The 26403-nt window shown below is 64.6% G+C and carries 17 protein-coding genes; 13 read left to right on the forward strand and 4 right to left on the reverse strand.

Features of this window, described 5'->3' with window-relative positions; all coding sequences use genetic code 11:
* The first annotated feature begins 26 nt into the window (after positions 1-26).
* The 7 genes from gyrB (at position 27) to ACNHKD_RS14835 (ending at position 6956) form a co-directional block, all read left to right on the forward strand.
* A complete protein-coding gene (gyrB, locus tag ACNHKD_RS14805; RefSeq protein WP_442754245.1) occupies positions 27-2459 on the forward strand; it encodes a DNA topoisomerase (ATP-hydrolyzing) subunit B in 2433 nt (810 codons plus the stop codon).
* A gap of 273 nt (positions 2460-2732) precedes the next feature.
* On the forward strand, positions 2733-3434 hold the full coding sequence (locus tag ACNHKD_RS14810) for an SOS response-associated peptidase (protein WP_442754246.1): 702 nt from the start codon (positions 2733-2735) through the stop codon (positions 3432-3434).
* Between the two features lie 140 nt (positions 3435-3574).
* On the forward strand, positions 3575-3829 hold the full coding sequence (locus tag ACNHKD_RS14815; RefSeq protein ID WP_442754247.1) for a hypothetical protein: 255 nt from the start codon (positions 3575-3577) through the stop codon (positions 3827-3829).
* Between the two features lie 307 nt (positions 3830-4136).
* Positions 4137-4967: a metallophosphoesterase gene (locus tag ACNHKD_RS14820; protein WP_442754248.1), complete on the forward strand. Its 831-nt coding sequence runs from the start codon at positions 4137-4139 to the stop codon at positions 4965-4967.
* Between the two features lie 2 nt (positions 4968-4969).
* Positions 4970-5194 (forward strand): hypothetical protein, encoded by a 225-nt coding sequence (locus tag ACNHKD_RS14825; protein ID WP_442754249.1) that lies wholly within the window; start codon positions 4970-4972, stop codon positions 5192-5194.
* Positions 5195-5307: 113 nt separating this feature from the next.
* Positions 5308-5676, forward strand: coding sequence for a thioredoxin domain-containing protein (locus ACNHKD_RS14830; protein WP_442754250.1), 369 nt, complete (start codon positions 5308-5310; stop codon positions 5674-5676).
* A 287-nt stretch (positions 5677-5963) separates the two neighbouring features.
* Positions 5964-6956 carry an HWE histidine kinase domain-containing protein gene (locus tag ACNHKD_RS14835; RefSeq protein WP_442754251.1) on the forward strand — a complete coding sequence of 331 codons (993 nt, stop codon included), beginning with the start codon at positions 5964-5966 and terminating at the stop codon, positions 6954-6956.
* Positions 6957-7072: 116 nt separating this feature from the next.
* On the opposite strand, the gene ACNHKD_RS14840 is transcribed toward ACNHKD_RS14835, so the two are convergent.
* A complete protein-coding gene (locus ACNHKD_RS14840; protein WP_442754252.1) occupies positions 7073-7639 on the reverse strand; it encodes a cupin domain-containing protein in 567 nt (188 codons plus the stop codon).
* A gap of 156 nt (positions 7640-7795) precedes the next feature.
* Between ACNHKD_RS14840 and ACNHKD_RS14845 the strand changes: the two genes are divergently transcribed.
* Entirely contained in the window at positions 7796-8503 is a 708-nt protein-coding gene (locus ACNHKD_RS14845; protein WP_442754253.1) for a phospholipase D-like domain-containing protein, read from the forward strand.
* Between the two features lie 3 nt (positions 8504-8506).
* Here the strand turns inward: ACNHKD_RS14845 and ACNHKD_RS14850 are convergent, their stop codons facing one another.
* Positions 8507-9184 carry a methyltransferase family protein gene (locus ACNHKD_RS14850; RefSeq protein ID WP_442754254.1) on the reverse strand — a complete coding sequence of 226 codons (678 nt, stop codon included), beginning with the start codon at positions 9182-9184 and terminating at the stop codon, positions 8507-8509.
* A 375-nt stretch (positions 9185-9559) separates the two neighbouring features.
* Here ACNHKD_RS14850 and ACNHKD_RS14855 point away from each other — a divergent pair, with 375 nt between their 5' ends.
* The 4 genes from ACNHKD_RS14855 to ACNHKD_RS14870 all read left to right on the forward strand — a co-directional run bounded on the left by ACNHKD_RS14855 (position 9560) and on the right by ACNHKD_RS14870 (position 16981).
* Positions 9560-10402: a hypothetical protein gene (locus ACNHKD_RS14855; protein WP_442754255.1), complete on the forward strand. Its 843-nt coding sequence runs from the start codon at positions 9560-9562 to the stop codon at positions 10400-10402.
* 76 nt (positions 10403-10478) lie between these two features.
* Positions 10479-11141: a hypothetical protein gene (locus ACNHKD_RS14860; RefSeq protein WP_442754256.1), complete on the forward strand. Its 663-nt coding sequence runs from the start codon at positions 10479-10481 to the stop codon at positions 11139-11141.
* 36 nt (positions 11142-11177) lie between these two features.
* Positions 11178-13829 (forward strand): PD-(D/E)XK nuclease family protein, encoded by a 2652-nt coding sequence (locus tag ACNHKD_RS14865; protein WP_442754257.1) that lies wholly within the window; start codon positions 11178-11180, stop codon positions 13827-13829.
* On the forward strand, positions 13784-16981 hold the full coding sequence (locus ACNHKD_RS14870) for a UvrD-helicase domain-containing protein (RefSeq protein ID WP_442754258.1): 3198 nt from the start codon (positions 13784-13786) through the stop codon (positions 16979-16981). Before ACNHKD_RS14865 ends, ACNHKD_RS14870 begins: the two co-directional genes overlap by 46 nt.
* Positions 16982-17019: 38 nt before the next feature.
* Here the strand turns inward: ACNHKD_RS14870 and ACNHKD_RS14875 are convergent, their stop codons facing one another.
* On the reverse strand, positions 17020-19128 hold the full coding sequence (locus ACNHKD_RS14875) for an ATP-dependent nuclease (protein WP_442754259.1): 2109 nt from the start codon (positions 19126-19128) through the stop codon (positions 17020-17022).
* Between the two features lie 241 nt (positions 19129-19369).
* Here ACNHKD_RS14875 and ACNHKD_RS14880 point away from each other — a divergent pair, with 241 nt between their 5' ends.
* Positions 19370-24196, forward strand: coding sequence for a DUF3320 domain-containing protein (locus ACNHKD_RS14880; protein WP_442754260.1), 4827 nt, complete (start codon positions 19370-19372; stop codon positions 24194-24196).
* A 254-nt stretch (positions 24197-24450) separates the two neighbouring features.
* Here the strand turns inward: ACNHKD_RS14880 and ACNHKD_RS14885 are convergent, their stop codons facing one another.
* Positions 24451-26307 (reverse strand): GmrSD restriction endonuclease domain-containing protein, encoded by a 1857-nt coding sequence (locus tag ACNHKD_RS14885; protein WP_442754262.1) that lies wholly within the window; start codon positions 26305-26307, stop codon positions 24451-24453.
* Between the last annotated feature and the right edge of the window lie 96 nt (positions 26308-26403).

The raw sequence follows: 26403 nt of genomic DNA on the forward strand, positions 1-26403 counted from the left end.
CCGGAATCCCCGGAAAAGCGAGCGAAATGAGCGAGAACGAGAAGCCGAACGACCCCTCCGAATATGGCGCCGAATCCATCAAGGTGCTGCGCGGCCTTGACGCGGTTCGCAAGCGTCCGGGCATGTATATCGGCGACACGGATGACGGGACCGGCCTGCATCACATGGTCTATGAAGTCGTCGACAATGCGATCGACGAAGCCCTCGCCGGCCACGCGACGCGCGTCACGGTCACGCTCAACGCCGACGGCTCCTGCACGGTGACGGATAATGGCCGCGGCATCCCGACCGACATCCACCCGGAAGAGGGCGTGTCGGCGGCCAACGTCATCATGACCCAGCTCCATGCGGGCGGCAAATTCGACCAGAACTCCTATAAGGTTTCGGGCGGCCTGCATGGCGTCGGCGTTTCTGTGGTCAATGCGCTCTCCGTGTGGCTCAGGCTGCGCATCTGGCGCAATGGCAAAGAGCATTTCATGGAGTTCTCGCATGGCGACGCGATCGATGACCTGAAAGTCGTCGGCGATGCGCCGATAGAGGACGGCGCCCCGAAGCGCGGCACGGAAGTCACCTTCCTGCCCTCGCCCGCGACCTTCACCATGGTCGAGTTCGACTATGCGACGATCGAGCATCGCCTGCGTGAACTCGCCTTCTTGAACTCGGGCGTGCGCATCGTCCTCACCGACGCGCGCCACGCGGAGGTCAAGCAGGAGGAGCTTTATTACGAAGGCGGATTGGAGGCTTTCGTGCGCTGGCTCGATCGCGCCAAGCAGCCGCTGATGAGCGCGCCGATCCTCATCAAGGGCCAGCGCGAGCATATCACGGTCGAAGTCGCGCTGTGGTGGAACGACTCGTACCACGAGAACGTGCTGGCCTTCACCAACAACATTCCGCAGCGCGACGGCGGCACGCATCTCGCGGGCTTCCGCGCGGCGCTGACGCGTCAGATCACCGGCTATGCGGATTCGTCGGGACTGACGAAACGCGAAAAGGTCGATCTCTCGGGCGACGATTGCCGCGAGGGCCTCACCTGCGTGCTCTCGGTGAAAGTGCCGGACCCGAAATTTTCATCGCAAACAAAGGACAAGCTCGTCTCCTCCGAAGTGCGTCCGGCGGTCGAGAATGTGGTGAACGACCTTCTGGGCCAGTGGCTCGAAGAACATCCGGCGGATGCGAAAAATGTCGTCTCCAAGGTCGTGGAGGCGGCGGCCGCGCGCGAGGCGGCGCGCAAGGCGCGTGAGCTGACCCGCCGCAAGGGCGCGCTCGACGTCGCGAACCTTCCCGGCAAGCTCGCGGACTGCCAGGAGCGCGATCCGGCCAAGGCCGAGCTCTTCATCGTCGAGGGCGATTCGGCCGGCGGCACCGCCAAACAGGGGCGCGACCGCGCCTATCAGGCCGTGCTCCCGCTGCGCGGCAAGATCCTCAATGTCGAGCGCGCGCGCTTCGACAAGATGCTGTCCTCCGAGCAGATCGGCACGCTGATCACGGCGCTCGGAACGGGCGTGGGGCGTGACGAATTCAACGCCGACAAGCTACGCTACCACAAAATCATCATCATGACCGACGCCGACGTCGACGGCGCCCATATTCGCACGCTGATCCTGACCTTCTTCTACCGGCAGATGCCGGAGCTGATCGAGCGCGGCCATGTCTTCATCGCCCAGGCGCCGCTCTACAAGGTGACCAAGGGCAAGTCGACGCAATATCTCAAGGACGAGCGCGCGCTGGAGGATTATCTCATCGACTCGCTGCTCGACGGCGCGGTGCTGCGCACCGGGTCCGAAGATCGCGCCGGCGCCGATCTGCGCAAGGTGCTGGAAGACGCGCGCGCCTTCCGCACGGTGATGGCGAGCCTGCATTCGCGCTATGACCGCAGCGTGGTTGAGCAAGCCGCCATGGCGGGCGCCTTGAAGCCGCATGACGAAAATGGCGAGGCGGAGAAGCTTGCGGCCGAAGTCGCGCGCCGTCTCGACGCGATCGCCGAAGAGACCGAACGCGGCTGGACCGGCGAGACCCGCGAGGGCGGTTACGTCTTCAAGCGCACGCTGCGCGGCGTAACGCAGGCCGTCATGCTCGACGCGGCGATGCTGAACTCGTCCGAAGCGCGCAAGCTGCAGGAGCGCGCGGATTCCCTGCGCGACGTCTTCTCCGCGCCGGCGACGCTCATCCGCCGCGGCGACGAGGCGCCGCTTTCAGGCCCCATCGCGCTTTATGACGCAATGAGCCAGATCGGCCGCAAGGGCCTCACCATCCAGCGCTACAAAGGCTTGGGCGAAATGAACGCCGAGCAGCTCTGGGAAACGACGCTCGACCGCGAGGCGCGCTCGCTGCTGCAGGTGAAGGTGAAGGAGGCCGCCGAGGCCGACGACATTTTCGTGAAGCTGATGGGCGACGTGGTGGAGCCCCGGCGCGAATTCATCCACGAGAATGCGCTGAATGTCGCGAATTTGGATGTGTGACGCGTATGTGCATTACCCCATAAGCTGCAAATCGCCCCCATAAGCTGAGTCAAACCCGGTCCAGAGGCTGATTCCGCCGGGGTCGACGAAATACTTATGGATACTTCAGAAGATCTGTGCGCCGGGCGCGTGGCGGCGCGCCACGGAGCGCCGGCCACGCCGATACCTTGACTCGACTTGCGACGTCGCGAGCGGAATACTTGCTCTTTATTGCCCTTGATCGGCGCCCCCCCATTTGTGGCGCCGACAGGCCTCCGGCGGTATCCTCCCGCCATGTGTGGACGCTTCACCCAGCACCTGTCATGGTCGGAAATCCACCGGCTCGCCGGCCTGATCGGCCGGCCGCGCAACCTGCCGCCCCGCTTCAACATCGCGCCGACGACCTCCGTCGAGGTCATCCGTCCAGCCGCGGAGGGCGGCGCCGAACTGGTTCCGATGCGGTGGGGCCTCGTCCCGTCGTGGTGGAAGAAGCCGTTCAAGGAACTGCCGGCAACGTTCAACGCCCGGGCCGAGACGGTGGCCGAGAAGCCGATGTTCCGCTCTGCCTTCAAGTCCCGCCGGTGCGTCATCCCCGCGAGCGGCTTCTACGAATGGACCGGCGCGCCCGGCTCCAAGACGCCCCACTACTTCACGGCGCCGTCCGGCGAGCCGCTGGCCTTCGCCGCCCTCTGGGAGCCGGGGACGCACCCCGAGACGGGCGAGCCGCTCGTCTCGACCACGATCGTCGTGGGGCCGGCAAACGGCTGGATGGCCTGCTTCCACGACCGCATGCCCGTCATCCTAGGCTGGCGCGACGCCGAAGCGTGGATGCGCGGGGAAGACCCGTCCGCTCTGCTCAAACCGCCGCCCGAGGACGCCTTGCGGGAATGGGTCGTCTCGACACGGGTAAACCGCGCGGGCTCTGGTGACGACGATCCCGACCTCATCTCGCCGGCTGCCGCTTCCCCCGCTCCTCCGGCGGAGGCCCTGCCATGACCCCGGGCCGCTGACTGGACCTTTGCAAGAGTTTTGTCTCGGCACGGCTCGCGACGGACCGCGTCAATACGTCCTTCCACGAATTTCGAGCAGACGGCATCCCTGCTACGGAAGGCATCTCAAGCGGCAATGAGGCATGCATGAACTCGCGTCAGCAGTGTAACGAAGTGGCAGGTTTGAACACCGGTCTTATCGCCGATGTGGCCCCCTGCGCGCGGCATCACACGCTTCTGAAAAGCTACCTGCTGAACCTTCATCGCGGCCCGGCTTTCGTGAAAGACATGATCGTCCACGACTTGAGAAGCTGCGTGGACGTCGGCGCCCATCGCGTCGCCGAGGACCTCTTGGTCGTGTTGCGCCTTTTCCTGAAGCGAGAACAGTTCGTGGCGGCGTAAGAGGGAAGCTGGCCACATCTCATCGACGAGCGGAGGACTCGATCGCGCCGGCATTAACCTCCGCCGCGGAGAGCCGTTGACTCCCGTCCCTCGGATCCTGTAGGCGATCGCCCCCATGACGACGAACCGCGCCATACTCCTCGAACGCGTCTGCCGGCCGGTAGCCGGCGGCAAGCGTCCGCGCGCGGTCAAAGGCACCCGCAGCTAAGCCGGCGTCTCCGGCGGCAGAGTCCGCCATCATCCCAAAAGTCGTCACACGGCCAAGCGGCGCCCGGCGCCCGTGGCCGACCAATTCGAGGAGGCCGCCATGCCGCGGCTGTGGATCTTTTCCGACCTGCATCAGGACTGGGGGCCGAACGCGTGGGATCCCGCGCGGCACGCCCCGGCGGACGGCTTCGATATCGTCGTGGCCGCCGGCGACCTGCATTCGCCCCTCACCGCCGCCGTCGACTGGCTGGGCGACCGCTTCCCCGGCTGCCGGACGGTCTACGTCCCGGGGAACCACGACTTCTGGTTCGACGGCGCCGGCGACCCCTACACCTTCGACGGCCAAGTCGAGCGCGGGCGCGACGTCGCGGCCCGGCGGGGCGTCGATCTGCTGATGGACGACGCCGTCGAGATCGCCGGCGCGCGCTTCGTCGGCGCGACCTTGTGGACCGACATGCGGGTCGGCACCTATTCGCCCAGCCACGCCTTCGGGACGGCGCGGCGGTGGATGAACGACTACCGCCGCATCCGGCGGCGCCCAACGGGGCGGCACAAGTACGTACGCCCGATGGACACCGTCGCGATGCACCGGGCGAGCCGGGCTTTCCTGGACTCGACGCTAGCGACGCCCTTCGACGGGCCGAGCGTGGTCGTCACCCACCACGCGCCGCACCCGGCGTCCCTGTGGGACCCCCACGCCGATCTGCGCTGGTGCTACGCGAGCGACCTATCGCCCCTGATCCACGCCCGATCGCCCGACCTGTGGGTGCACGGGCACGTCCATGCGCGGCGGGAGTATCGGGTCGGGCCGACGCGGATCGTCTGCAACCCGCGCGGACACGTCGGAGAGGACTGTCTGCGGGAGTTCGATCCGTCCTTCGTGATCGACGTGTCCGCCGCATCCGCATGCGCGCCAGTTAAGGAGACCTGACCATGGCCAGATTGCAATGCCGCGACTGCGGCTTCGACCAAGAGATCGAGTGGGACGGGCGGCTCGTCTGCCCGTCCTGCGGATCGACAAACGCGCGCGCCGCCGTCGGAACTACAGAACTCTCGGACGCGGAAATCGACATGATCATGCGCAGTGAGATTCCCGAGGAGCTGCGCTGGAACTCAAGTGACGACGACACCGGTGACGGGGCCGGACAGGAGCGCTGACGCGGAGCCGGCTGCGCTACGGCTTCTGTTCGTTGCTCAAGTGGATGATTAGATGAGTCGCTGCGGCCTTGTCGTCGGGTGCTCCAACCCGGCCCTTTGCGGCGGAGGGAATCTTGGAAAGAAGCCTCGTCATCGTCTGTCCCAACTGCGGCGGCCTCAACAAGGCCCCGGAGTCCGGACTTATCGCCGGACAACTGCCGGACTGCGGGCGATGCCATGCGCCGTTGTTCAACGGCCATCCGGTCGAACTCGGGAGCGCCGAGGATTTCGATCGGATGGTCGGGAAGACGGAAGTGCCAGTGCTGGTCGACTTCTGGGCGGCATGGTGCGGACCATGTCGCGCCATGGCGCCGGAATTCGAGGCCGCCGCGCGCGACGTCGAGCCGACGGCGCGCCTCGCCAAACTCGACACCGAACGCGTTCCCGAGATCGCCGCCCGCTTCGGCATCCGCAGCATCCCGACCATGATCCTCTTCTCCTGAGGTCGCGAGGTCAAAAGGCAGAGCGGCGCCGTTGGCCGCGCGTCAATAATCGCGCTCGCAAGAAGCGTCGACCGACCATTTTGATCCCGGAGATTCCGGCCTTCCCGCCTGCCTTCAGCCTGTTGGCGAGCTCGTCGGACGCAAAGAAGGCGCATTGCGAGGCGAGGCCGGGAGCTGACTAGATGCGGCGGAAGCGTCCGGATTTACCGAATGGCTTCCGCGCCCATGTATAGAAAACGCAACCACGGTAGCTTACGGTAGCCTATCGTGAAGCGGAGCCTATACAAGTGGACTTGGTTAGCCTTTATCAGGTGCTGAGCGTCGCTCACATCGAGGCCCAAGGGATCGTCGATACCATGGACGAGCCCGTGCTTCTTCTTGATCTGAACCTTTGTGTGCTCAGGGCCAACCCGGCCTTCTTTCGAGCGTTTCATGTCGACGCCGGCGATACCGTCGGCGTGTCGCTGTTTGCTCTAGGCAACGGCCAGTGGGACATCCCCGAATTAAGAAGGTTGCTCGGCGAAGTGATACCGAAGGCTCAGGCCGTCGTCGGATTCGAGGTCAGCCACGATTTCCCCTCCATCGGTCGTCGGACCATGCTGGTAAGCGCGCGTCGCATGGTCCAAGAAGACAAGAGCAGTGCAACCTTGGTCGTGGCGTTCGCGGACGTGACGGATGCGCAAAAGAGCGCCGCCGAGACCGATCTGCTGCTCGCCGAGTCCCGCCATCGGGTAAAGAACGTGCTGGCCGTCGTGCACGCGCTCGCCTTCCAAGCGGACGTTGAAGGGAAAACGGCAAAAGAATACCGCGACGCTTTCCTAGGCCGGCTGGACGCGTTTCTGAGCGCGAAAGACCTTGTCGCGCAGTCCGGCGAGGTCGAGGTTAGACTGTCCGCCGTCGTCGACGACGCGCTGCATGCCGCCCATTCCCGCCAGATCCTCGTCGAACCCGGCCCTTCCATCCGGCTTGCCGAGGCCCACGTTCGGCCTATACGCATGATTCTCCACGAGCTGACGACGAACGCGCTCAAACATGGAGCGTTGTCGCGCCCGGACGGGCGCGTGCATCTGGGATGGCGCGCCATTGGCGAAGATAAGGACGCGAGCCTTCAGATGGATTGGCGGGAAGAGAGAGGCCCCCTTGTGTCGCCGCCCGATCATCGCGGGTTCGGCATGACCATGATCGAAAACAGCGCGAAAAACTGCGGAGGGAAGGCCCAGTTGCGGTTCGACCCCGAAGGATTACAGGTCGAAATTCTGATCCCGATGGGCCAACATTGAATTTGGACGGCAGCGCCGCGCCGTCTCTCTCTTAACACGCTTTTTTGTTCGTCAGGACGAATTGCGCGATGGCCATCATGATGGCAGCACCGGCGGCGCCGGCGATGCGCGTTGTGTCACTGCGCTTTTATGTCCTTGTCGTGCACTGCGAGCCACACGGTCGGTCCCTCGGCGCCCGTCCATTCGACGCGATGCCGGGCATGGGCGGGTATCTCGACGTAGTCGCCCGGGTGCAGGATGCGCGGCGCGGCCTCGCCCTCGAACAACAAGCCCGCCGAGCCGCTCAGGAGCACGACCCATTCCGCTTGTTCTTGGTCGTACCAGAAGCCCGGTGGGCTCGCCTGCCCGGTGGAGACGATGCGCTCGATCCGTGCGCCCGGGAACTCGGCCAAGGTCGTGATCTCCTCCTCGGCCAAGCGCTCGGACACGTTCATGAACAGGTTGCCGGCGGCGGGCATCGGTTTCCTCCATGCGACTGCATTTCTCGCTTCCTCATGCACCCCGTGGCCCGTCAAATGGAAGTAGTCCCGCCTCCCGGTGAGCATCAGCGCGAGGCCGTCGATGGCGGCCACGACGGTGGATGAAGAGTAGTACAAGGGGCCGCAGACCTCCATGCGCGCCTGTTCGCGTGTGATCGACTCCCGGCACGCGCCCATCGCCACCAGGAGGCGCTCGCGATCCACGAAGCGATCCGACCGGCGGTTTGATCTGCGGGGCATCGACAACGCCTCTGTTGTTCTGTATTCGTTCTTATATGAGAGGGCCGACCTCGGGAAGGCTGGGGGGTGGGATTGGTGACAGGGAAACGGATTTGCGGCTGCGTCGCCTTGGCGTTGGCTTTGCACGGGTCCCTTGCCGTCTGCGCGGCGCCGGCCCGAGCTGCGGATGTCGAGATCCATTACGCGCCCGCCGAGAACCTCGAGCGCGTGGACGTCGACCTGCTGCGTTCGGCCCACACGAAAATCGACATGGCGGCCTACACGCTGACCGACTGGCCGGTCATCGACGCGCTGATCGACGCCCATAGGCGCGGCGTCGCCGTTCGCGTCGTGCTGGACCCGAGCCAGCAGCACGCGTTCGATCGGTTGCGCGAGATCGAGGGCGTCATCCGCACGTCGGCGCCCGGGCCCTATATGCATCTGAAGTCCTATTCGGTCGATGGGCGCGTGCTGCGATCCGGCTCGGCCAACCTGTCGGCGTCGGGGCTGAAGCAGCAGGACAATGACCTCATCATCCTGCGGGAGCCGCCCACCGCCCGCGCCTTCGAGGCCCGCTTCGAGCAATTGTGGGCGGGCGCCAATCCGCTGCCGGCGCCCGGCAATCAGTTCGCGAACCCTGAGCGCGCGCCCGCGCCGAAGACGAAGGCCGTGGCGTCCGCAGGCTGCCTCATCAAGGGCAACGTCAGCCGCAACGGCGAGCGCATCTATCACGTGCCGGGGGATCGTACATACGAGCGCGTGCGGATGGACAAAGGCAGGGACAAGCGCTGGTTCTGTACCGAGGAGCAGGCCGTCGCCGCCGGTTGGCGGAAAGCCTCGACTTGGTAGCCCCTACCACACGAACGGCACGAACCGGTATCGAACCTTTTCGGCATAGGCAGCGTAGTCGGGGAACCGCTCCCCCAACATGCGCTCCTCGAAGACCGAGCGGATGGCAAGCACAACCACCAGCAGGGGCACGAAGACGAGCCCGTAGGACGAGCCAAGCAGGAGCGGCGTCCCGAGCAGGAAGAGGATCGCGCCGCCGTACATAGGATGCCGCACAACGGCGTAGGGGCCGGTCGTCACGATCCTCTGCCCGCGTTCGTCTTGGATCCTGACGACCGGCGCGGCGAAGGAGTTCTCGGCCAAGACGCGCCAGATGATCGCGTAGGACGCAAAGATGCAGCCGGCGCCTACGGCCTCGGCCCACACCGGCATGACGGTCGTTCGCCAACGGGCGGCATCGAGCCCCATGACGACGCAAGACGCCAAATAGAGCGCGAAGAACAGCGACAGGAAGACCTTGTCCCATGCCGGCTGGCCGACTTGGAAGGGCGAGGACAGCCGCTCCCTCAAGAGACCAGGATCGTGGCGGGCGAACCACAGCCCCGCGGCCGCGCCGACCCCTGCAATGATGGCCAAGAAGATCCAAGCTTCCGGCCACGCGACCGTGCCGGCGGGCGCGAAAAGGGCGACGGCCATCACGGCAAGCCAGACGGATGTCTGGAGGAAAAGTCGGGCCAGCATGCGAGCGAGCCTACTTGGAATTCGATGAGACAGGGAAGAAAGCTGCGGCGCCCTTGCGCGCAACGCCCGGCCTCGCGATCCTGCCCCCGTATGAATTCTGATTCCATGGCTGCGCGCTTTTGCGGAGGGGCATTTGACACGGACCACGACGACCGTCTGGGAGATAGCCGTCACCGAGTCAGGATATGAGATATTGCGCGACGGGGTCAGCGTCTGCGCCATATCCGGCGATATCGACCAAGCTAGGGCGAAGCTAGGTGAGTTGATAGCGGCGAAACGGAGTTGATCCGCGCCCGACTACTGCTCGGTGAGCCCCCTATGTGGACGCAAGAGCCGGTGGTTTTGCGCCCATCGGCCAAGGGATAGGGCTCAACCATGTACGGACTGGCCTACGTCATCATCCCGACCGAGTTCGCCTCCTTGCAGGGCGTCCTCGACGAGGCGTTGGCGCCGTTCCGGCGCGGCGGTCCCGATGAATTCCCGCGCGAGAAGCTCGCCTTCGACGACGTGACCGACGCCCTCCGACGCCTCCACGACGCTCGCTTTGAGTTCCGGGTGGAGGGCGGCGGCGTGGTCATCAGCGGGCACGAACCGGCCCTGACCTACGACCTGGACTCCGCCGGCATCCGCGCCTTCCTTGACGAAGCAGGGCTGACGTCATGGTCGGGTTGCCTCGCCGACGTCGAGCCTGACCTCGACGCATTCGCGGCACGCTTCACCAAGTGGAAGGCGCGCGATCCCGAGGCCGGAGGCTATGGGGAGTGGTTGAACCCTTCGGGGCGATGGGACTGGTGGGAGCTGGGCGGCAGGTTCGACGGTGTGATCTCCGGCCACCCTCGACCGGGCGCCGGGAACGACTGCATGATCTCCTCGGGGGCGAATTCAGGCCGCGACCTCCTCGGGGGCCTCGCGCGCGCCCTCGGCGGCAAGCCTTCCGAGATCGAGGCGGAGATCGAGGCCAACGTCGAACTCGTCTTCACCCTACTGGAGGCCGCCCGCCGGGGCGAGGACCGCGCCTTCCCGACCGCCATCGCCCTGCCCGTCGGCACCTGCGCGGACGAGTTCCGCTGGTTCGACGCCCTTGGCTGGCGCCCGATCCCGCCCGAGACGAAGGCATTCCTATCGGTGCCCGACGACGCCTCCTTCAAGGAGACCGCCGTCGCCGTCTACGAACGATTCCACACGATGGCGGCGGCTGGGGTGGCGTTTCACTTTTAAGCGCTTCCTCACATGCGCTGAGCGCATGGATGGTCGCATGTCTTGACATGAGATGGATCCGTGCGAGCTTCAAATTATGCTTGAAGACGAATCCACGACATTCCACGAAAATGCACAGCCTGTTTCGGCACCCAGCGATTTCGATGCCGATATAGATCTAGTGTGGCAAGGTCCGTTCGGTTGGCCGGGGTTCGAAGCAGAGAACGGTCTGCCAGCAATCCCTTCGATTCCGGGCGTCTATCTGATGACCGTGGACTACCATGACGGCTTCTTGTTGTACGTCGCCGGTCTGACCGAGAAGACGGTTCCCCATAGATTCAAACAGCACACCCGGGCGCACTTGAAGGGTGAATGGAATGTCTTGGACATCGACGATCTTCGGAACGGCGTGAGGACGCAGATCTGGCACGGATGGACCGAGGCCCCAAAAACCTCGCCCGAGAGGATGGCGGAATTTCTCCGCAGGGAAGAGGAATTGACCAAGGCGATCAAGCGGCAACTCGGAGCCTATCGGGTGTTCGTTTGTGACGTCCGCGCGTTTGAAGAGCGAATTCCCAGAATTTACGAAAGGGTGGAAGCGTCCATGATGAACACGCTCTACCTGCAACCGAGGCCGTTCTGCGATATTCCGGACTGTGGAATGTCGTTGCGCCCACGACGTACGGGAGAAGCCGCGATACGCGCAAGAATCGTGTGCTCAAGCAGACTATATGGAACCACTGAGATCGTTACGATCTAAGTCCTGTTTCGGAATTCTACGCGCGGAAAGTTTCCAGTGCTGATCATCTCCAAGGATCATTGCATGCACCTCGTCTTTTCTTGGTTCGCCGACTCTAGCGCATGGCCGGAGCATCCCGGTGAAGGGACTGCTGTCTTCGACCGAGAGGTCGTAGGCCCATTGCGCCTGCTCGACCATGTCGAGACGATGCTTGGCTTGGGGCGTCCTCAGATCGCCGCCGTGAAGCGCATCGCGATCTTTCAACGCAAGCTCATTGAAGCCGGCGCCGGCAGGTTCTGGTCGAAATCCTTCGGGGTCGATCCTTGGTCGGCGACACGCGAATTGCTTTCGTGGCGAGACGAACTGGTCGAGGCCGGTTGGAGGCCGGGGATCGGCGTGACGCGCACCCGGCTTGCGGACCTGTCCGCCGCAGAGGAAGCCGGTCCGGATCTGCCTCCAGGGCGGGCCGACCGGCTTCGGGCCGCCATCGACGCGCTTGGCGAGAATCCCTCCCTTCGACTGTCGTCCATCATGCTCATCGATGAACGGGCACTGTTGCCGATCGGGTGGCGCGCGCTGCTCGACGCGTTGGAGCGGTGCGGGGTCCGCATCGAGCAGGCTCGTCAGCCGGAGGCCGCCCCGTTGGACGACGGTCGTCTCACGCTGCTCACGGCAGGAACGGAAATCGTCGCCGCTGATGCGTTGTCCACTTGGCTCGCCGCTAACGCCGCCGACAACGAGAATCTCGTCTTCGTTCTCGGCAAGGACACGTCGCTCCTTGACCACGCGCTGGCGAGGGCCGGACTTCCGCGTCTGGGCAAGTCCTCACAATCCCCGCACCGGGCGTTGTTGCAGGTATTGCCGCTCGCCTTCGCGCTCGCGTGGAATCCGCCGGATCCGAGCAGGCTTCTCGACTTCCTGCTCCTGCCGATGGGGCCGATCCCGCGGCGCCACGCCAATCGGCTCGCCGGCGTCGTCGCGGCGCAGCCCGGCGTCGGCGGCGAGGAATGGCTAGCCGCATGGACCGGAATCGAAGAGTCGCTCGCCAAGGAGGAAGGCGCCGACGCCAAGAAGGACGCCAAGCGCATCGCGGAATGGCGCGCCTTCGTAGAGCCCCAGAGGCATGATCCGAAGCAGGGGATGCCCCGGATCGAGGCGAAGGCGATCGCGGATCGCGTCGGCGCATGGGCGAACCTGCGCGCCAACGCGGAGGATGGCGACCATCTCTTTCACCTGCTCGCCGGCGTCGCCGCCGACCTGTCCGAGGCCATCGACACGCTCGGGGACGAGAGACTCGACCGCGTCTTGATCGAGCGCATGATCGAGCAGGCGTTGGGCGATGGCTCTTCGGATCCACTCGCGGTCGCCGAGGCGGCTCCATGGCGTGCGGTTTCCCATCCGGGAGCCATCTGGGGCGAGGCGAAGACGGTCGTGTGGTGGCATTTCGCCGACCCGGAGGAGACGAGCGCGGCGGCCAGATGGAACAAGCTGGAAAGGGTCGCCTTGGCGGAGGCCGGCTGCCCCTTGGACGAACCGGAACGCGAACTCGAACTCCTCGCCGCCGCTTGGGAGCGTCCCTTGCGCCATGCCCGGGAGAAGGTGCTGTTCGTGCGTCCGACGTTCGCCGCCGGCGCCGAGACGTCAGCGCACCCGCTCTGGCATTCTCTCGCGGCGCGCCGCCGCGATCTGGAGGACGAGATCTCGGTCCGCGCCGAGACTGTCCTGAGCGATCCTGCTCCTGCCTTCGCAAACCGCACGCTCACGCGCTCGCCGGTGGAAGCGGTCGCGCCGCCAGACCGGCGTCAAGTCTGGAAGGCTCCGCCCGAGGCGGTCGCGCCGCGCGAGTTCGAGTCCGCGTCGTCGCTCTCGACGCTGCTTTCCTGCCCTCTGCGCTGGACGCTGGCGCACGCCTGTCGTCTGCGCCCTGGCGTGAGGCAGTCGGTTCCGGACGCCGATAAGCTGGTGGGCATCGTGGCCCATCATATCGCCGAGGAAATTCTCCGCCCGGGCCCGCCCCCGTCGCCGGAGGCCGTCAAGACTTTCGCCGAAGAACGCTTCGAGGAGCTTCTTCCGCAGATCGCCGCCACATTGCTTCTGCCGGGCGCCGCCGGGGAACTCGCGGCGGCGCGGCGTTCACTGCCGTCCGCGCTGGCCGAACTCGCCCGCTTCCTGCAAGCGGAAAAACTCACCGTCGTCGGAGTCGAGGCCCGCATCGAGGAGAAGGATACCCTCGCTCCCGGCGTCGGCGTGGCAGGTTGGATCGACCTCCATGCCGCCACGGAAGCCGGACGGCCCGTCGTCATCGACCTCAAATGGTACTTCACCGACTCGTACATGCGGCGAGAGCTGGAGAACGGCACGGCGTTGCAGCTCGGCGTCTACGCCCGCCACGTCCCGGACGGAAGAGCCGGCGTCGACAAGGCGGACGTGGCCGCCGGCTACTTCATGCTGCGGCAGAAGCGTTTCCTGACCACGGCGCCTCTCGGCGGCGGAGCCGCGACCTTGGTCGACGGCCCGACCCCGCAGGAGACGTGGGAGAAGGTTCTCGTCTCCTTCGGCGCCGCCATGCAGGACATCCGCTCGGGCGACATCCGGGCCGCCATCGAGCACGACGGCGTGAAGCCGGCTGATTTCTCGGATCCCTACCTGCTGACGCCGCCGAGGTGCGGACGCTGCGACTATTACGGCATCTGCGGAGCGCACGAATGAGCATCGACCAACAAGGCTCCGTCGGCCTCGTCACCGCGTCCGCCGGCACGGGCAAGACCTATCACCTGACGGAACGCATCCAGAAGGCCATCGCGAACGGGCAGGCGCCCGAGCGCATCCTCGCGAGCACCTTCACCGTGAAGGCGGCGGAGGAGCTGCTGGAGCGCGCCCGCAGCCGGCTCATAGCCGACGGCGACGCCGTGAACGCGATCCGCCTGCTCGGCGCGAGGATCGGTACGATCAACGGCGTTTGCGGCGGACTCGTCAAAGAGTTCGCCTTCGGCCTCGGCCTGTCGCCGATCGTCGATGTCGTCGACGAGAACGTCGCCAAGAAGGCGTTCCTCGAAGCCGCCGACAAGGCGATCGGGGCCTACGCCGACGAGCTTGGACACCTCGCGCGCCTGTTCGGATACGAGGACGCCTACAACTCGTCCGACTGGCGGAAGGACGTCAAGGATGTCGTCGAGCTTGCGCGCGCCAACAATGTCGGACCCGACGAACTGGCCGTCTGCGCCGAACGCTCCTTTGCGGGCTTCCAAGGATTGATGCGATCGTGGCCCGAGGGCGAGACGGAGGCCGATCTCGACGCCGCGTTCGAGGGGGCCATGGCGACGGTGCTCGCGGCCTACGCGACGGCCACCGGCCTGAAGCAGAAGACCGAGGGTGTCCTCGAGGATGTCCGCGACCTTGCCTCGAAGGACCTCGCAGACACCCCGTGGCAACGCTGGGCGAGGCTTTCCAAGCTCGATGTCGCCGTGCCCGACAAGGCCCGCTTCGAGCCGGTCAAGACGGCGGCGTCGGCCTTCGCCCGTCATCCACGTCTGCTCGACCAAGTTTGTCGATACACTTTCGGCGTCTTCTCCTGCGCCGCCGAAGCGATGCGGGCCTATGAGGCCCACAAGCGGGCATGGGGCTTCGTCGACTTCGCAGATCAGGACCGGCTGGCCCTCGAGCTCCTCGGCAAGGACGAGCTGAGGGAGCAGTTGAGCGAGCGCGTCGAGTCGGTGTTCATCGACGAGTTCCAGGACACCAGTCCGCTCCAACTGGCCGTCTTTGTCGCCATGTCGCGCATCGCGAAATCGAGCGTCTGGGTGGGCGACCCCAAGCAGGCGATCTACGGCTTCCGCGGCACGGACCCGGATCTCATCACGCACGTCGCGCCGAAAATCATGCAGGCCACGAAGGGCGTGGAGAACACGCTCGAGAAGAATTGGCGCAGCAGGCCGGGACTGGTCGCCTTCTTCAACGACGCCTTCGCGCCGACCTTCCAAGCGGCGGGCATGTCGGAGAAGCAGACGCGCATCGAGGAGACCGATCGCAACGACCTCCCCGGGCAAGGAACGCCCCTCGCTGTCTGGCACGTCGAGGCCGGACGCGGACTCCAGCCGAGGACCGACGGAACCGTTGCGGGGATTGTCGGCGCCCTCGCCAACGCGAACGACTGGCTCGTCGCCGACGACGGGAAGGCCAGACCGCTCGCCGCTGGGGACATTGCCGTCCTCTGTCGCGGCAACAAGGCGTGCGCGAGAATCGCCGTCACCCTAGCGAAGGCCGGCTTGAAGGTTGCCATCGAGCGCGCGGGACTCTTCGGCATGCTCGAAGGCCGGCTCGCGTTGGCGGCGCTGCGTTGGTGCGCCGACCGGCGCGATACCGCCGCGCTCGCCGAACTCGCCCACCTCCTCAGCGACGGCGAGGAGCAGCCGGCCTGGTTCGCCGCCGGGCTGGACGACGACAGAGCCGAGGCGATCGAAGCCCTCGTCCCGATCGCGCCCGGCCTGAGGGCCGTGGCCGAAGGCGCCGTTCACAAGACGCCTCTCGAGTTCCTCGACGCGGTGCTGATCCAAGGTGGCGTCGCGAACGCGATCGCCCGCTGGGGTTCCTTGGAGGACCGTCTGCTGAACCTCGAAGAGCTTCGAAAGCTCGTCGCGGCCTATCAGGACGAGCGCGACCGCGAGCGCGCGCCGACCACCGCGACCGACCTGTGCGCGTGGCTCGGGGCGCAGGAGGCGAGCAGGCCGGCAAGCCGCGCCGCGGACGCTGTGACGGTGCTGACCTATCATAAGTCCAAGGGTCTCGAGTGGCCGTTTGTGGTCCTGACCGATCTCGAAGACGAGCCGAAAGGCGACGCTTTCGGCGTCCACGTCGCCAGCGACGTCGCGTCTACGGAAATCAACTGGATGGATCCGCTGGCCGAAAGGTGGATCCGCTTTTGGCCTTGGCCGCTCGGCTCGCAGAAGGACGACGTCCACTTCGACGGCGCCGCCGCCAACTCCGAGGCGGGCCGGGAGGCGGTACGCGCCGACAGAGCCGAGCGCGCGCGGCTGCTTTACGTCGGCGCAACGCGCGCGCGGGACTACCTCGTTCTCGTCCGTCCGAAGACGAAGAAGGGCTGGGTCTGGGTCGACGAGCTGCGCTCGGCCTCAGGGGAGCCAGCCATCGCCGTCCCCGCTGCGGGCGACACGACGCTCCTCGTCAATGGCGTCTCCCACGCGGCCCGCGTCTCGGAGCCCATGCCTGCCGGCACCGTGCTTCCCTCGGTCGCCTCGATCGCCTACGTGACGCCGGACGCGGAGCGGAAGGAGTTCCCGCCGCTCGCCGTGAAGCCGAGCGAGGGAGACGCGATCTACGACGCCAAGATCACCGATCGGCTCGATCTTGGCCATCGTCTGCCGTTCGCAGGGACGCCCGACATGAAGAATGTCGGCGAGGCGATCCACCGCTTCTTGGCGGCGGACGACCCGTCTTGGGACGATGTGCGGCGGCACGCGCTTGCCCGGCGGCTGCTCGATGCATGGGGCGTGTCCGCGCTCGACCCGAAGGACGTCGTGACCATGGGGACGCGGTTCCGTGGTTTCATCGACCAGCGATGGCCGGGGGCGGCCCTGAGGCGCGAGGCGCCGATCGTCTGCCGGATGGGCGACCGCACCATGTCGGGGCGTATCGATGCGGTAGCCGAGACGAAGGACTTCGTCGTGGTCTTCGACCATAAGAGCTTCCCGGGGCGCTCCAGCGAGTTCCACGATCAGGCAAGGAAGCACGCCGGGCAGCTTCGCCTCTATCGAAACGCGATCGCGGCGGCCCTGCCGGTGCCGAAGCCGATCGTGCTGGCGTTGCATCTGCCGATCTCAGGGGAAGTGTTGGTGGTAACCTAAACGATGAGGCCCGGCACTCTTCGATCTTGGTCTGAGGTTTAAAGGCCCCTGAACAGCGCGTCGCATATCTGATGCAGTTCAGAGGGCCTCCCCGGCGCCAACGGCAGACTCAAAGCGCTAGCGGTTGCTGAATCCAAGACCAAGGACGCTGCAACCATTGCGCGGCTGGGCTTCGGACCGGATCTCGGCGCTCCATCCGGGTAGTAGTCTTCGATCGCCCCCTGCAACAGAACGCAGACGCCCTGCTCTCTCATCCGGTCCAAGACCGGAACCAGCGCGCCCCTTGCCTCGTCATCTTGGTGACAGGCCCGGACACGGGCGATGTCCTTTTCCCATGTGAATAGACCATCGAGCGCCGTAACCGTAACTTCGTCAACTGCCGCGCCTTCCTGCACTCTTCTCAGGGCGGACTTCGCGTCATCGTAACGCTGCTTGAAGCTCTGACCGTTCATTTTGTCCTTGATCTGCCTAGCGGCAGGCTCGGCTTTAATCCCCAGAGCAGCTATCCTTTCATCGATCTTCTGAATCGCTGTGGCCTTTACGTCATTGACGTCGCCCCCTACGCCCAAGTGAGCAAAGCCCTCGAACATGGCGTCGAGATCAGCCACGATCTTCACATCGATACCGAACGCCTCGAAGAATTTTCGGAATTTAGCGAAGTTGCCTTTCCCGGAAACACGCACCATCGCGACATTCTTCACATCGAAATCCCAAGCCGGATCGAGATGCTTCGCGACATGCTTGAAGAACGCGTCGTCCGATTCTCCTTCGAACAGCACGACACGTTGGCTGAAGAAGGCCGCATCGGCATTCTCGAAGCGAGCAAGTCTGAAGGTCTCAGCGTTGTCGGGATCGAGAGCGAAAACCACCGGATGAAGGCAACCGATCGGTTTCGGTTCAGTTTGCTTCTTCGCAACTCGGACAAAGGAGGCTGTAACGCCGGGTTCGAAGAACATTGGCGAATGGGTCGTCACCACCACTTGGTAGTTGTCCGCGATCTTTGCCAGTGTGCTGAAAAGGATCCGCTGCGACTTCGGATGAAGGTATAGCTCCGGTTCTTCGAACAGGAATATCATGGGCCTGCGCGCCGGCTGTTCTTCGCCATTATGCGATTGCGCGGAATTCATCCGGGCGACCCAGCAACGCAGAAGTGCGAATGTCAGGGATCGCTTGATGCCATCCCCTTTGTTGTCGATAAGGTCCCTGGAACCGTCGTCTATGAATATCTTCGCGGTATTCAAGATGGTTTTGAGATCGGGCGGCGGCACTTCCAAATCCACTTTCACCGCAGGGAAGTTCTCACGCAAGAAACCTTCAACGGATCGCTCTAGATCCTTGACACAGGCATGTCGTCCGTCGACGACTTCCCCGTCCACTTCCACGCGATTGAACAGGCCATTCAATTCCGCGAGCGACTCGTTGATCGCCGTGAGGTCGGGGGTCATGTCCTCGAGCAGCAGCCCCAGCAATCGTCCGAATGAGGTGGTCTGGCTCGTCTTGAGGTCGTCAGCCAGATTCTTCACGGCGGGAATGTAAATCGGCTCCGGAAGGAGAGTCGTGATCGAAGACGTGATGCCCGACGGCAAAGGCGACTCGACAAGCGTCAACTGTTCTCGCGGCAAGCGTCGCATGCACTCGGAGAGATATTGCTTGGCGCCCGCCATATTGATTTCCGAGGGGCAATCATCTGCGAACTCGGGGTATTGCTCAATGACGGCTTGCCGGATCGCGGCGCCGCGCCTGCCCGACAAAGCAGACGAGATCTGGTCGTCTTGGTAGCGTGGATCAATCGGTTTCAGGCGTCCAACCTTGACATCGACTTTCTGCCCCGGATTGTAGCGGACCGTTAGATCGAGGAGGCCATCAACGACCAGCTCCTCGATCTTAGCCCGGTGCTCTTCCGCCAGTCGCGCCAAGTGCGCTGCGGTTATCCCTTTGAAACTGATATTGAATTCCACTGGAAGGCTTCTGTCGTAAAACAGTTCAAGCGGGAGGGATGTCGGGCGGTTAAGCGCATATACGATCGACTGAAGCACGGTCGATTTGCCCGCGTTGTTCTCGCCGACCAAGCAGGCGAATCCTGTCGGCGTGAAATCGGCGTTGCGCAACCCCTTGAAATTCGAGATCACGATCTTCTCAATGTGCATGCAAGAAACCTCATATGTGTTTTCAGGCGAATTATCTTCTCCAACAGAAACAGATTCGCACACTTCCGATTCACGTCAAGAGTCCATGCACAACCTTCAAGGACGACGGCATCCGGAGGCTTTTCAGATGTCGAATGGCCCCCGATATCAGCCCCATGTAGTTGACAGGTTTCCAATCGTCTGCGCGGATTTGATGCAGCCCGTTTTCTTCTATCAGGACCAGATTTTTCGGCGGTAAGGCATGTCTCAGCACATGGAAATCAATTGCGACCAAGAAGCCGCCCCTCTGGCTGAGGCGCCGGACGACGCGCACGGCAATCCGGTCAGAAGGCTGCTCGAAAAATCCCGGAGCACCTTGGTCGATCCGTCGCGTCGCAACCGCCTGATCAATGCGCCCCTGAAGGGCAAGAGGCCGTGGTGTCTGGCCGTCGAGGGGCAGGCCGCCGACGACCTCCTCGAGAGCCTGCATCGCGACGAAGGTTTCAAGGGATACGCGTTCGCCACCGCAGACGAGGCCGGTTCTTCCGGCGGGCGGCAGAGCGACCTGCCCTTGGCGTTGCCGGCACCAACGGGCGCTGCTCCGGGCGCCGCGGCGACGCCGGCCCAGAACGGTCGCCCGATCCTGAGGACATCGCTGACGGCGGAGAAGCTCGATAAGCGACTGACGAAGATCTTCCGGGAGGAGCGGACCCTCGAGGAGGAGCAGGGACTGAGCACGCTCTTCCTCGCCGCAGGGTTCCTGAAATGGTTCGACGCGGGCCAGAGCGACATCGCGGCCCATGCGCCGCTGATCCTCATCCCCGTCACGCTGAAGCGGGTGCAAGGCAAGGAGGGCTACCTGCTCGTCGGACGCGATGACGACATCGTGGTGAACGTCTCCCTGCGCGAGAAGCTGCGGGTCAACTTCGGAATCCTCCTGCCCGACATCCCCGAGGGTGACAATTGGACGGCCTCGGACTATCTCGCCGCCGTCGCCGAAGCGGTCGCGAGCCATCCGAAATGGGAGGTCGTGACGGACGCGGTCGGCCTCGCCTTCTTCGCCTTCTCCAAGCTTCTGATGTGGCGGGACTTGGACCCGGACCTCTGGCCGAACAACGGCCTGCTCGCCAACGGGCTGATCGGCGCCCTGCTCGGGACCGACGTGCTGGTCGAGGGAGAAACGCCGCTTGTCGGCGACGAAGACCCCATCGACGAAAGGATCGACCTCGCGCGCGCCATCCATGTCGTCGATGCGGACAGCTCCCAGGCGGTGGTGGTCGCGGAGGCGGATGCGGGGCGGAACCTCGTCGTCCAAGGCCCGCCGGGCACCGGCAAGTCGCAGACGATCACGAACGTCATCGCCGCCGCCGTGCACTCGGGGAAAAGGGTGCTCTTCGTGGCCGAGAAGGTCGCGGCCCTCGAGGTGGTCCACGACCGCCTGAAGAAGGTGGGGCTCGAGACGCTGTGCCTCGAGATGCACAGCCGCAAGGCCAACAAGCGCGACGTCCTCCATTCCCTCGAGAAGTCGCTGAAGGCCAGGGGGATGAATCGCGCGGACCCGGCCCTGTCCGCGCGATTGACGGCGGTGCGGGATAACCTGAACGGATACACGCAGGCCCTCCACCGGCCCGTCGGCGAATCCGGGCGGTCGCCCTACGAACTCATCGGAAGGCAAATCAGGATCAGCCGCGCCGGCATCCCCCTGCCCGACCAACGGCTGGACGCCGCCGCTGACTGGTCGGCCTCGAAGATCGCCGAGGTGGACCGCGTGCTCGAGAGGGCGAGCACGGCCATAACCAAGATCGGCCAGCCGCCGGTGGCCAACGCGTGGTTCGGGACCGGGGTCGGCCCCCTGAGCCCGTTCGACCAGACGCGCCTGCAAGGCGGCATGCAGCGTGCTGTGGAGCGACTGCGCGCCTTCGACGAGAGCACGCGGAAGATTCTCGCCGCCGTCGACGAGCAGGCAAGCCTGACGTTCGACGCCGCCGCGAGCCTCGTCCAATCCCTCCGCCACGTCGCGGCGGTCCCGGCGAACAGAAGCGTGCTGACGCATCCGGCTTGGACGCAGGAGCTCGACGCGATCTCGGGCGACCTCGCGACATGCCGCGAGTTCCTGCGGCGGTTCGCCCAAGTCGATCGCCACTTCACGAAGGAGGCCTTATCCTACGACCCGACGGAGGCTCTTGAGGCCATCCGTTCCGACGACGGCTCCCTGCTCCGGCGGTTCTCGCAGCGGTGCCGCCGCGCCAACTCCGATCTCAAGAGGCTGTCGAAGGGGGAGCCGCCGAAGGACACCGCGACCAAGATCGAGAGGCTCGAATCCCTGCGGGACTATCGCCTCGGCCACGAACCGTACTCCAAAGCGCAGGCGCGCCTGAAGGAGATTCTCGGCCCCGTCTCGCAGGGGACGGGCACCGACTGGAGCGGCGCATCCAAGCTGGTCGACTGGTGTCGGGCGGCGCTCCCGCGCCTCGGCTCGGCCCGCTTGGTCACCTTCGGGGCGCAAGGCCAAGATCCCCTCGCTTTCGGCAGGCACGCCGACCGCGTCGAGTCGCTCGCCGCCGACGCGCGCGCCGCCATCGACGAGATCCTTCCCGAACTGCAAGCCGACACCGGCGTCGTCTTCGGCAGGTCCGACATCCGCGCGATCCGCATCCCCGACCTGATCGAGCGCCTCGACGGCTGGCTGCTCAACCTCGACGGGGTCCACGACTGGGTCGGCATCAGGGGCGGACTCTCCACCCTGCGCCAAGAAGGGATGGAGGACATCGCGGCGAGCCTCGAGAAGGGCGCGACGCCGGCGGACAAGGTCCGCCCAATCGCGGATCTCCTGATCACCGAGGCCCTCTGGCGCCGGGCGACCCGCGAGAACCCCGCCCTGCAAGACATCGACGGCGCCAAGCGGAGCGAAGAGGTCTCGGAATTCCAAGATCTGGACCGCAAGCGCATCCAGATCGCCCGCCAAGAGGTGCTCGCGCGCTACCTAGATCGTCGCCCCGACGGACACGCCGGCGAAATGGCGGTGATCCGCGCAGAAATAGGCAAGAAGAGGGGGCACTTCCCCGTCAGGAAGCTGATGGACAAGGCGGGAGAGGCCATTCAGCGCCTGAAGCCAGTCTTCCTGATGAGCCCGCTCTCGGTCGCGCAGTTCCTGCCTCCCGGCAAGCTCACGTTCGACCTGATAGTCATAGACGAGGCCAGCCAGATCGCGCCTGAGGATGCCCTCGGCGCGATCGCGCGGGCGAAGCGGATCGTCGTGGTCGGCGACCACCGGCAGCTTCCTCCCACGAACTTCTTCGGGCTGGTCAACGCCGGCGACGACGACCCCGAGGACGAGGAGGAGGATGCGCCCACGATCGCGGCGCCGGGCCAGTTCGAGAGCATTCTCACCTTGGCGCGCTCGCGCGGCTTCGGCGAACGCACGCTCGCATGGCACTACAGGAGTCGGCACCCGTCGCTGATCGCGCTGTCCAACAGGGAGTGCTACGCGGAGAAGCTGCTCCTCCCGCCGAGCCCCTTCGAGAGGACCGGCGACTTCGGCCTCTCGCTGGTGAAGACTCCGCGTGGCCATTACGACCGCGGCGGCGCGGCGTGCGACCTTGTGCAGGCGGGGGAGATCGCCGAGGCGATCAAGCGCCACATCCGCCAGTCGGGGAACAAGTCGCTGGGCGTCGCCTGCTTCTCCACAAAGCAGCGCGACGCCATCGACGACATGATCGACAAGGCCGGCATCCGAGGCGAGGTCGAGGCGTTCTGTCCCAAGGGCGAGCGTCTCTTCGTGAAGAACCTCGAATCCGTCCAAGGCGACGAGCGCGACGTGATCTTCATCTCCGTCGGCTACGGCTACGGGGCCGACAACGTGAGGCCGCCGTCGAACTTCGGCCCGGTCTCGAAGGAGGGCGGCGAGCGGCGGCTGAACGTCCTCGCGTCCAGGGCGCGCGAGAAGTGCCTCGTCTTCTCCTCCATCACCGCCGCCGACATCCCTGCGGACCAGCCGTCGCGCGGCACGCGCATGCTGCGCGCGCTCCTCCACTTCGCCGAGACCGGGCGCCTTTCGGAGGGCGCGGCGCCCAGCGACGGGGAATACGAGAGCCCGTTCGAGGAGGCGGTGGCGCAGGTCATCAAGGAGGCGGGCTACGGCGTGCACGCGCAGGTCGGCGTGTCGAGCTTCAGGGTGGACATGGGGATCTTCGACCATGCGAGACCCGGCGCCTACATCCTCGGGATCGAGTGCGACGGCGCGACCTACCACGGCTCCCGCTCGGCGAGGGACCGCGACCGCTTGAGGCAGGAGGTACTCGAGGGACTGGGCTGGCGGCTGCACAGGATCTGGAGCACCGACTGGTTCCGCAATCCCCAGCGCGAGACCGAGCGCCTCCTCGAGGCGATACGGCGCGCGGCGGAGAGCCAAACGCCGATGCCGGAGGCCCCCGAGCCGATCGAGGAACTTCCGCCGCAAATCGATTCACCGACCGAAGCCGCCGAAGAGGAGGACGAGGGGAACGAAGCCGGCCTGATGCCCGGCGGGTCATCCAATGTCGAGCCTTACAGGGAGGCGGCGATTTCCGCCCCGATCAATCGGCCACTCCTCGATGTCCCGGTGCCCGAGATGGCACGGTTGGCTCTCGCGGTCGTCGAGGCGGAAGGTCCCGTCCATACCGAGGAGGTGGCCAGACGCATCCGCGAGGCGTTCGGCCTTAAACGATCCGGAACGCAGATAGTGGCGCATGTCCGCAAGGGACTTACCCTCCTAGGGAAGGATGGAAGCGTGTCCCACGACGGCGAGTTCTGGATCGTGTCCGGTCGCGAGCCTCAGGCCGTTCGCGACCGCCGCAACGCCTCCGCGCCGTTGAAGAAGGCGGCCAGCATCGCGCCGTCCGAATACTGCTTGGCGCTGTCGATCGTCGTCGACGCGTCCGTGTCCATCCCGAAGGACGACCTCGTCGTTCAGACGGCGAGGATCTTGGGGTTCGATCGCACGGGCCCGGATCTGAAAGCCGAGATCGAGAAGAACCTCGACGGGCTTCTCAAGAAGGGCGATCTGGAGGAGGACGATGGCAAGTTCCGCCGGCGACAGGTGGCCCCATGACCAAGACGCGCAGCCTCGTTTCTAATCCCGAATGCTCGGATTGCGCCGATACAAAGACGCTTCCAGCGCCGACTTCATGGAGAACGCTGTCGCCGCGCATGAAAAATTCCATAGTATCGCGGCGGCGGGAGGCGTTTCATTTCTGAAGGTCCAACATTTGTGCCTCCGGAAGCCGCATACGCTTCAAAGAGGGACGGTCATTCTGAGACCGCCCGTCTTTCAAGGGAATGACGTCTCCCATCGTGTGACGGATGTCATGCCAGCTCCATCGCTTCCGCCTCGTCCACGACGATCTCGCCCTCCGGTTCGTCGGTGGGTTCGCCTCGATATACCACTTTGCCCATCACTCGTTCGATGAGGGTTAACAGCGCTTCCCTACGCGCTTCGATGAAACCATCAAAGTTGTCGCCCCTAAGCAGGTCTGGATTGATGAGGTGCGATCGAAGGTGGTCGTTTATCGCCTTATCGTCGACTCCACCTTGCTTCGAAAGGCCGGCCAGATAACGGGACGGCGCATCGCCGCCGATCGCGCGGTTCGTCTTGTAGCTGAGCGGCGTCTTGTTGACGATCGTGTCGTAATGCTTCGGGGGAATCTTCGATTTCTCGCACCACGCACGGGGGAAGACGTGGTGTATGTCGACGGCTTCCTCGAAGTAACTGGCTTGATTGAAGGGTTGTCCCGACCGGAAGTCGCGCGCTCCCTCCTTCATGAGCAAAGCATGCACGCCCTTGTAGGCCGCTGAAAGGCGCGACGTCATCGTATCCAGCCGCTCGGCACGGAAGGCGGCGTCCTTGACCGTCGTCGGTTCCGGGCCACCCGAAGTCCAAGACAGCATGTCGATCAGATCCTTGGCGAACCTGGTCTCGATGGCGCCCCCATAAAGCTCGCCGAAGACGCCGCACCAATACCATTGCGCCAGCTTCGAGCGGACGGCGTCGAACTCCCACTTGTCTCCCAGTTCAGCCAAGATCGCGGCGAGCGGCACGATTTGAGACTGATAGGGGACGTCCTTGAACCAATAGATGTGCTGGCTGAAAAGGAACCGCCCCGCCTTCTTGAAGCCCTCTTCCAAGCGCGACGAGTGCTTCTTGTAGGCGGCCAACGGGATACCAAGAACGGTTTCGCGCGTGCAGGTCACCGGCGGCGGCTCCGCACCGGGATTCGACGCCGCGGCCTCCTTCCGGCGGTCAAGGGTGTGAAGGAGAGCCAAAGCTTGGAAGAACTCGGTCGGCTGGAGCCGTGTCAACGGATGGTCGCGAAGAGCGATCGACTCCGACAGCCTCTTGGCGCATTCCGCCCACCGCTCCCGCAGCAGGAAGCCTTCCTCTTCGCCTGCGTAGATCGCCGTGAGAAGTTCGAAGGCATCCAGCTTCTTCCCGCCCGTGTTGACCTTCTCGAAGACGAGGCACACGGCCTCCCGGCTTGTCCCGTTTCCGAGTTGGATGACAGGCATCTGATACTGCCGGAAGGCGGCCAAGACCTCGTTTTGGAACTTGAACCAGAAATCGGCTTTATCGGCCAACTCGTCCTTCCAGAACTTGAAGAACCCCATCTGCCAAGCGTCGGCGTCGAAGATGCGGTTCGTCGGGAACATGCACTGTGCATACTCCTGCTCCTCCGTGGAGAGATCACGCACGATCTCCTTGCCGAAGTTGCGGGTCTCCTTCTTGTTCTCCGGGACGCCGATGATCGCCTCGGCGCGGTCGACGCTGTCGTCCAACGCCTTGGCCATGTCGATGTAGAAGAAGCGCTTGATCCGTTGCTTCTTCGAGTTGATGGTTTCGACCACTTCCCTACGCATCGTCGTTTGGTAGAGCGACGTGATGCGTTGTTGCCCATCCAAGATAAGCGCCTCGGGAACGACCTTGGTGTTCTCTTCGGGTGCCCCTTCGACCAAACGGGGCTTGAAACGAACCTCGCCGCCGGTCTGCAATGTCATGATCGCGCCCACTGGGAAGGAGCGCGAGATGGACGTCAGCAGTCCCTTCAAGCCGTCGTCGTCCCATACCCATCCGCGCTGGAAGTCGGGGAGTTGAAGCAAGCCGTCGCGCGCCTTTTTCAGAAGATCATCCAAGGGCTTCTTCGTGCTGTCGAATTCGACACGGGTCATCGCTGAAAATTCCTACCTGCGAACCGATGAAACTGAACGGGGGAGAGAATCATCCCCGGTGGGGCGGACATCATTCCAAGTCGTCACGAAGATGTC

The organism is Methylocystis sp. JAN1 (genome assembly GCF_052186135.1).
In the GTDB taxonomy this organism is placed as follows: Bacteria; Pseudomonadota; Alphaproteobacteria; order Rhizobiales; family Beijerinckiaceae; genus Methylocystis.